The organism is Streptomyces sp. NPDC003943 (assembly GCF_053605265.1).
Map to the genome: position 1 here is coordinate 1 of NZ_JBSGIW010000171.1, position 5,840 is coordinate 5,840.

Genomic DNA, 5,840 nt, shown 5'->3' on the forward strand with positions numbered 1-5,840 from the left:
TGGACGGGGTATCAACTAATCTGGCGTTGATTTTTGGCACGCTGTTGAGTTCTCAAGGTGCGGACGCTTCCTTTGTACTCACCCTCGCGGGCTTTTCTCCGGGCGCTTCCTTCGTTTCCGACTCTATCAGATCTTTCCGATCCGATTTCCTCGGTGCTTTCCGGTCCCGCTTTCCTGACTTTCGTCGTTTCTTTCGGGGCCTTCCGGCGCTCTCCGACTTTATCAGAAGTTCTGAGTCGGATTTCCCGCCCTTCGGTTTCACTCTCCTGGCACACGGTGGTGCCCGGGGCTTCCCCTCTGGCGGAGCCGTAAACGTACTTGAGGGGGGCGCCCCGATGCAAATCGAGGCGCCCCCCTCAGCCGTACGAGCCGACGGCCCGTCAGACCTCCACGACCACCGGGAGGATCATCGGGCGGCGGCGGTAGGTGTCGGAGACCCACTTGCCGACCGTGCGGCGGATCAGCTGCTGGAGCTGGTGCGGCTCGACCACGCCGTCCTGGGCGGACTTGTTCAGGGCCTGGTCGATCTTCGGGAGCACCGCGTCGAAGGCGGAGTCCTCGATGCCGGAGCCGCGGGCGTGGACGTGGGGGCCGCCCACGATCTTGCCGGTGGAGGCGTCCACGACCACGTAGACCGAGATGATGCCCTCCTCGCCGAGGATCCGGCGGTCCTTCAGGGAGGCCTCGGTGACGTCGCCGACCGAGAGGCCGTCCACGTACACGTAACCCGCCTGGACCTTGCCGGTGATCCGGGCGCGGCCGTCGACCAGGTCGACGACGACGCCGTCCTCGGCGATGACGATGTGGTCCTTGGGGATGCCCGTCATCGCGCCGAGCTCGGCGTTGGCGCGCAGGTGGCGCCATTCGCCGTGGACCGGCATGAGGTTCTTCGGCTTGCAGATGTTGTAGAAGTACAGCAGCTCGCCGGCGGAGGCGTGGCCCGAGACGTGGACCTTGGCGTTGCCCTTGTGGACGACGTTGGCGCCCCAGCGGGTCAGGCCGTTGATCACGCGGTAGACCGCGTTCTCGTTGCCCGGGATGAGCGAGGACGCCAGGATCACGGTGTCGCCGGGGACGATCCGGATCTGGTGGTCGCGGTTGGCCATCCGGGAGAGGGCGGCCATGGGCTCGCCCTGGGAGCCCGTACAGACGAGCACGACCTCGTCGTCCGGCAGGTCGTCGAGGGTCTTGACGTCGACGACGAGGCCGGCGGGGACGCGCAGGTAGCCCAGGTCACGGGCGATGCCCATGTTGCGGACCATGGAGCGGCCGACGAAGGCGACCCGGCGGCCGTACTCGTGGGCGGCGTCCAGGATCTGCTGGATGCGGTGCACGTGGCTGGCGAAGCTGGCCACGATGATGCGCTTCTGGGCGTTCGCGAAGACGTTGCGCAGGACGTTGGAGATGTCGCGCTCGTGCGGCGTGAAGCCCGGGACCTCGGCGTTCGTCGAGTCGGTGAGCAGGAGGTCGATGCCCTCCTCGCTCAGCCGCGCGAAGGCGTGCAGGTCGGTGAGGCGGTTGTCCAGCGGGAGCTGGTCCATCTTGAAGTCGCCGGTGTGGACGGCCATGCCCGCGGGGGTGCGGATGGCGACGGCCAGGGCGTCGGGGATGGAGTGGTTGACGGCGACGAACTCGCAGTCGAAGGGGCCGAACCGCTCGCGGTGCCCCTCGGCCACCTCGAGGGTGTAGGGGCGGATGCGGTGCTCCTGGAGCTTGGCCTCGATGAGGGCGAGGGTCAGCTTGGAGCCGATGAGCGGGATGTCCTGCTTCATGCGGAGCAGGTACGGCACGCCACCGATGTGGTCCTCGTGGCCGTGGGTCAGGACGATGCCGACGACGTCGTCGAGGCGGTCCCGGATGGTGGTGAAGTCGGGCAGGATCAGGTCGACGCCGGGCTGCTCCTCCTCGGGGAAGAGGACGCCGCAGTCGACGATCAGGAGGCGGCCGTCGTATTCGAAGACCGTCATGTTCCGGCCGATCTCACCGAGCCCACCGAGCGGGGTGACGCGGAGGCCGCCCTTGGCAAGCTTCGGAGGGGCGCCGAGTTCGGGATGCGGATGGCTCAAAAGTCTCTCCTCACCACACGCGCCACGTACCGCTCGGGCACGTGGCGCGCATGACATTCGTGCACTTGCTGTCGTGTTCAGTTACGGGTCTTCAGTTGTGAAGTCTGGTGTCAGAGCTCTACCCCGCCGGCGGCCAGGTCGACCTTGAGCTGGGCGGTCTCCTCGGCGGAGAGCTCGACGAGCGGCAGCCGCAGCGGGCCGGCCGGGAGGCCCTGGAGGGCGAGGGCGGCCTTGGTGGTCATGACGCCCTGGGTGCGGAACATGCCGGTGAAGACCGGGAGCAGCCGCTGGTGGATCTCGGTGGCCTTCTGGACGTCGCCGGCCAGGTAGGCGTCGAGCATGGCGCGCAGCTCGGGGGCGACGACGTGGCCGACGACCGAGACGAAGCCGCAGGCGCCGACCGAGAGCAGCGGCAGGTTGAGCATGTCGTCGCCGGAGTACCAGGCGAGGCCCGATCGGGCGATGGCCCAGCTGGCACGGCCGAGGTCGCCCTTGGCGTCCTTGTTGGCGACGATCCTGGGGTGCTCGGCGAGCCGGACGAGGGTCTCGGTGTCGATCGGGACGCCGCTGCGGCCGGGGATGTCGTAGAGCATCACCGGGAGCTCGGTGGCGTCGGCGATGGCCGAGAAGTGCCGGTACAGGCCCTCCTGCGGGGGCTTGTTGTAGTACGGCGTGACGGCGAGCAGGCCGTGCGCGCCGTCGCGCTCCGCCGTACGGGCGAGCTCGAGGGTGTGGTGGGTGTCGTTGGTTCCGATGCCGGCGACGACGTGCGCGCGGTCGCCGACCGCCTCCAGTACGGCCCGTACGAGCTGCGATTTCTCCGCGTCGCTGGTGGTCGGGGACTCGCCGGTGGTGCCGTTGACGATCAGGCCGTCGTTGCCCGCGTCGACGAGGTGGGCGGCGAGTCGCTGGGCGCCGTCGAGGTCGAGTGCGCCGTCCGCCGTGAAGGGCGTGACCATGGCGGTGAGGACCCGCCCGAAGGGGGTCTGCGGAGTGGAGATCGGAGCCATGGGTAACACGCTACTCGCTGCTCAGCGCCGGGTGCCCCCTCGGGGGACGCGATAAAGGGAGCCCGGCACTGCCTGCTCGGGGGTTCAAGCAGTGCCGGGTCCGTTTGATCAGCCTAGATGAACTTCACGAAACGTCGCAATACGGACACTTCGCTCGCGAACTTCGTACTTTTGTGCGTGACGACGTGTGGGTTGCTACGGAGCTGCCGGAGCTAAGGGGCAACCCGGCCGTTCTTGTTGAAGGCGGCGTAGGTCAGCGGCATCAGCCGGGCCCAGTGCTCCTCCATCTTCTCGCCCACCATCTCGATCTCCCGCTGCGGGAAGGACGGCACGGCGGCGAGCTCGTGCTGGGTGCGCAGGCCGAGGAAGTGCATCAGCGAGCGCGCGTTGCAGGTCGCGTACATCGAGGAGTAAAGGCCCACCGGGAGGACCGAACGGGCGACCTCGCGGGCGACGCCGGCGGCCAGCATCTCCTGGTACGTCCCGTACGCCTGGCGGTACGAGTCCTCCATGGCCCGGCTGGTCAGCTCGTGCTGCGCCTGGGTGCCCTCGACGAAGACGTACTTGCCCGGGCGGCCCTCCTGGACCAGCTTGCGGGAGGCGTCGGGGACGTAGAAGACCGGCTCCAGCTCCCTGTAGCGGCCCGACTCCTCGTTGTACGACCAGCCCACCCGGTGCCGCATGAACTCGCGGAACACGAAGATCGGGGCGCTGATGAAGAAGGTCATCGAGTTGTGCTCGAAGGGGCTGCCGTGGCGGTCCCGCATCAGGTAGTTGATCAGGCCCTTGGAGCGCTCCGGGTCCTTCTGGAGCTCCTCAAGGGACTGCTCGCCGGCCGTGGACACCCGAGCCGCCCAGAGGACGTCGGAGTCGGCCGCCGCGCTCTTGACCAGCTCAACGGTGACGTCGCTCCGTAGTTCGATCTTGACGTTCTCTGCAGGGGTGTCGGTCACCGGCGGTCCTTCCAGTCAGTGCGGGTGGCGTCGTCCACTCTAACGACGTCCTCCCTGAGGATGAGATTCGGCCGCTTTGATGAAAAATCGGCACCTAAGCGCCGCTTCCGTCGTCTGTAGAGACGACAGGCACGTTTCAGCACCGAATCCCAGGAGAGTGGCCCATGCCGAGCCGGCGAGAAGCCGTACCGTTCGCGTTCGTCGCGGAGTCCGACAGCTTCCGCAGTAACGTCACTCCCCCACCGCGGGAGCGGCTCAAGCCCGGCCAGATCCTGGGCCGTACGCTGATCGGGCTGACCCTGGTCGCCGGCCTCGTCGGTTCCCTCGTCCTCGGCGTGCCGTCCCTGGACTCCCAGCGCGCGAACGGGCACCAGCAGCAGTCCGAGGCTTCCGACGGCCGCTGAGGTAGCCTCACCGGGCACAGCCCACCGAACGTGCTTGTGAGTGAGGACCCGTCGTGCCCCTGCCCTTTCTGACGGCCGACCGTGATTTCGACACCGACGACGTCGCCCTGCCGTTCGACGACCACGACGTGTGGCGTCGGCCGTACCGGCCCGGGCCGTGGCGGGTCGGGATCGCCGCGCTGGCGCTGCTGCTCGCCTCGTTCGTGCTGATCGCGGCCGTCGTCATCGCCGCCGCCGGCGCGCTGGCCGGGGCGGGGCTCACCTTCGGGTTCGCCGCGCTGATCATCGGCAGCGCGCTGCGCCTGCTGCGCATGGGCGTCTGGGTGAGCCGGGCGGGGCTGCGGCAGGTCTCCTTCTTCACGACGCGGACCGTGCCGTGGCGGCAGGCCGCCGCGGTGCGCACCGTCCAGCAGCCGGTGCGCTGGCTGGGACTCCCCCGCACGGTCCAGGGCCAGGCCCTCGTCCTCGTACGGCGCGACGGTGAGCAGACCCCGCTGCTCACCGATCACAACGCCGACTTCCTCTCCCGCGTCGAGGCGTTCGACCGCGCGGCGGACACGGTCGAGGCATGGAACGCCGAGTACGGCGAGCACGCGGAGCAGGCGCAGAGCCCGGCGTACGCCGGAGCGCGCTGACCCCGGCGTACGTCCCTCGCGGGTGGCCTTACGCGGCCTCGTGCAGCGCGATCGCGCGCTGCATGGCCTGGCGGGCCCGCGGGGTGTCGCGGGCGTCGTGGTAGGCCACCGCGAGGCGGAACCAGCAGCGCCAGTCGTCCGGCGAGTCCTCCGTCTCGGCCTTGCGCCGGGCGAAGACCTCGTCGGCCGAGTCGCGGTCGATGCGGCCGCCCTCCGTGCGCTTCAGCTCGTCGACGGGCAGGCCGCCCTCGGCCTCCAGGAGCGCGGCAAGCCGGTTCGCCCGGCGCGCGAAGCGGGTGTTCTTCCAGAGGAACCAGGCGCCCACCACCGGCAGCACGAAGGCGACGGCGCCCATGCCCATCGCCGCCGGCTCGCCGGTCAGCAGCAGCAGGACGCCCTCCATCCCCACCACGCCGAAGACGAGGACGAGGACGGTGGCGAGGAAGACGTACGTGATCTTTCCGCCCATGACCGTCAGCCCAGGTCCAGGAAGTGTTCCAGGCCGAAGGTGAGGCCCGGGGTGGTCACGACGCGGCGGGCGCCGAGCAGGATGCCCGGCATGAAGCTGGAGTGGTGCAGCGAGTCGTGCCGCACGGTGAGGGTCTCGCCCTCGCCACCGAGCAGCACCTCCTGGTGGGCGAGCAGGCCCGCGAGGCGTACGGAGTGCACCCGGACGCCGTCCACGTCGGCGCCCCGGGCGCCCTCCAGGCCGTGCGTGGTGTTGTCCGGCTGGGCGCCGAGGCCGGCCGCGGCGCGGGCGGCGGGGCGGAGC

The 5,840-nt window shown here is 69.3% G+C and carries 7 protein-coding genes; 2 read left to right on the forward strand and 5 right to left on the reverse strand.

The genetic code is table 11. From position 1 onward, the window contains the following. Window positions 1-380: 380 nt before the first annotated feature. The 3 genes from ACWEV0_RS35460 to thyX all read right to left on the reverse strand — a co-directional run bounded on the left by ACWEV0_RS35460 (window position 381) and on the right by thyX (window position 4,029). Window positions 381-2,066, reverse strand: coding sequence for a ribonuclease J (locus tag ACWEV0_RS35460; RefSeq protein WP_453153933.1), 1,686 nt, complete (start codon window positions 2,064-2,066; stop codon window positions 381-383). Window positions 2,067-2,176: 110 nt separating this feature from the next. Next, window positions 2,177-3,076: a 4-hydroxy-tetrahydrodipicolinate synthase gene (dapA, locus tag ACWEV0_RS35465; RefSeq protein ID WP_453153934.1), complete on the reverse strand. Its 900-nt coding sequence runs from the start codon at window positions 3,074-3,076 to the stop codon at window positions 2,177-2,179. Window positions 3,077-3,288: 212 nt separating this feature from the next. Next, a complete protein-coding gene (thyX, locus tag ACWEV0_RS35470; RefSeq protein ID WP_453153935.1) occupies window positions 3,289-4,029 on the reverse strand; it encodes an FAD-dependent thymidylate synthase in 741 nt (246 codons plus the stop codon). Between the two features lie 164 nt (window positions 4,030-4,193). On the opposite strand from thyX, the gene ACWEV0_RS35475 reads away from it, so the two are divergent. Both ACWEV0_RS35475 and ACWEV0_RS35480 read left to right on the forward strand, forming a co-directional pair. Then, complete coding sequence (locus ACWEV0_RS35475; protein WP_453153936.1) at window positions 4,194-4,433, forward strand: hypothetical protein; 240 nt, start codon at window positions 4,194-4,196, stop codon at window positions 4,431-4,433. 53 nt (window positions 4,434-4,486) lie between these two features. Further along, a complete protein-coding gene (locus ACWEV0_RS35480) occupies window positions 4,487-5,068 on the forward strand; it encodes a hypothetical protein (protein ID WP_453153937.1) in 582 nt (193 codons plus the stop codon). 28 nt (window positions 5,069-5,096) lie between these two features. On the opposite strand, the gene ACWEV0_RS35485 is transcribed toward ACWEV0_RS35480, so the two are convergent. Both ACWEV0_RS35485 and ACWEV0_RS35490 read right to left on the reverse strand, forming a co-directional pair. Next, complete coding sequence (locus ACWEV0_RS35485; RefSeq protein WP_403791528.1) at window positions 5,097-5,537, reverse strand: hypothetical protein; 441 nt, start codon at window positions 5,535-5,537, stop codon at window positions 5,097-5,099. 5 nt (window positions 5,538-5,542) lie between these two features. After that, a partial coding sequence (locus tag ACWEV0_RS35490) for a dihydrodipicolinate reductase C-terminal domain-containing protein (protein ID WP_453153938.1) occupies window positions 5,543-5,840 on the reverse strand: 298 nt, incomplete at its 5' end.

Coding starts and splice junctions, on each gene's coding strand:
- dapA (WP_453153934.1), bottom strand. CDS start 3,076: ATGGCTCCGATCTCCACTCCGCAGACCCCCTTCGGGCGGGTCCTCACC.
- ACWEV0_RS35475 (WP_453153936.1), top strand. CDS start 4,194: ATGCCGAGCCGGCGAGAAGCCGTACCGTTCGCGTTCGTCGCGGAGTCC.
- ACWEV0_RS35485 (WP_403791528.1), bottom strand. CDS start 5,537: ATGGGCGGAAAGATCACGTACGTCTTCCTCGCCACCGTCCTCGTCCTC.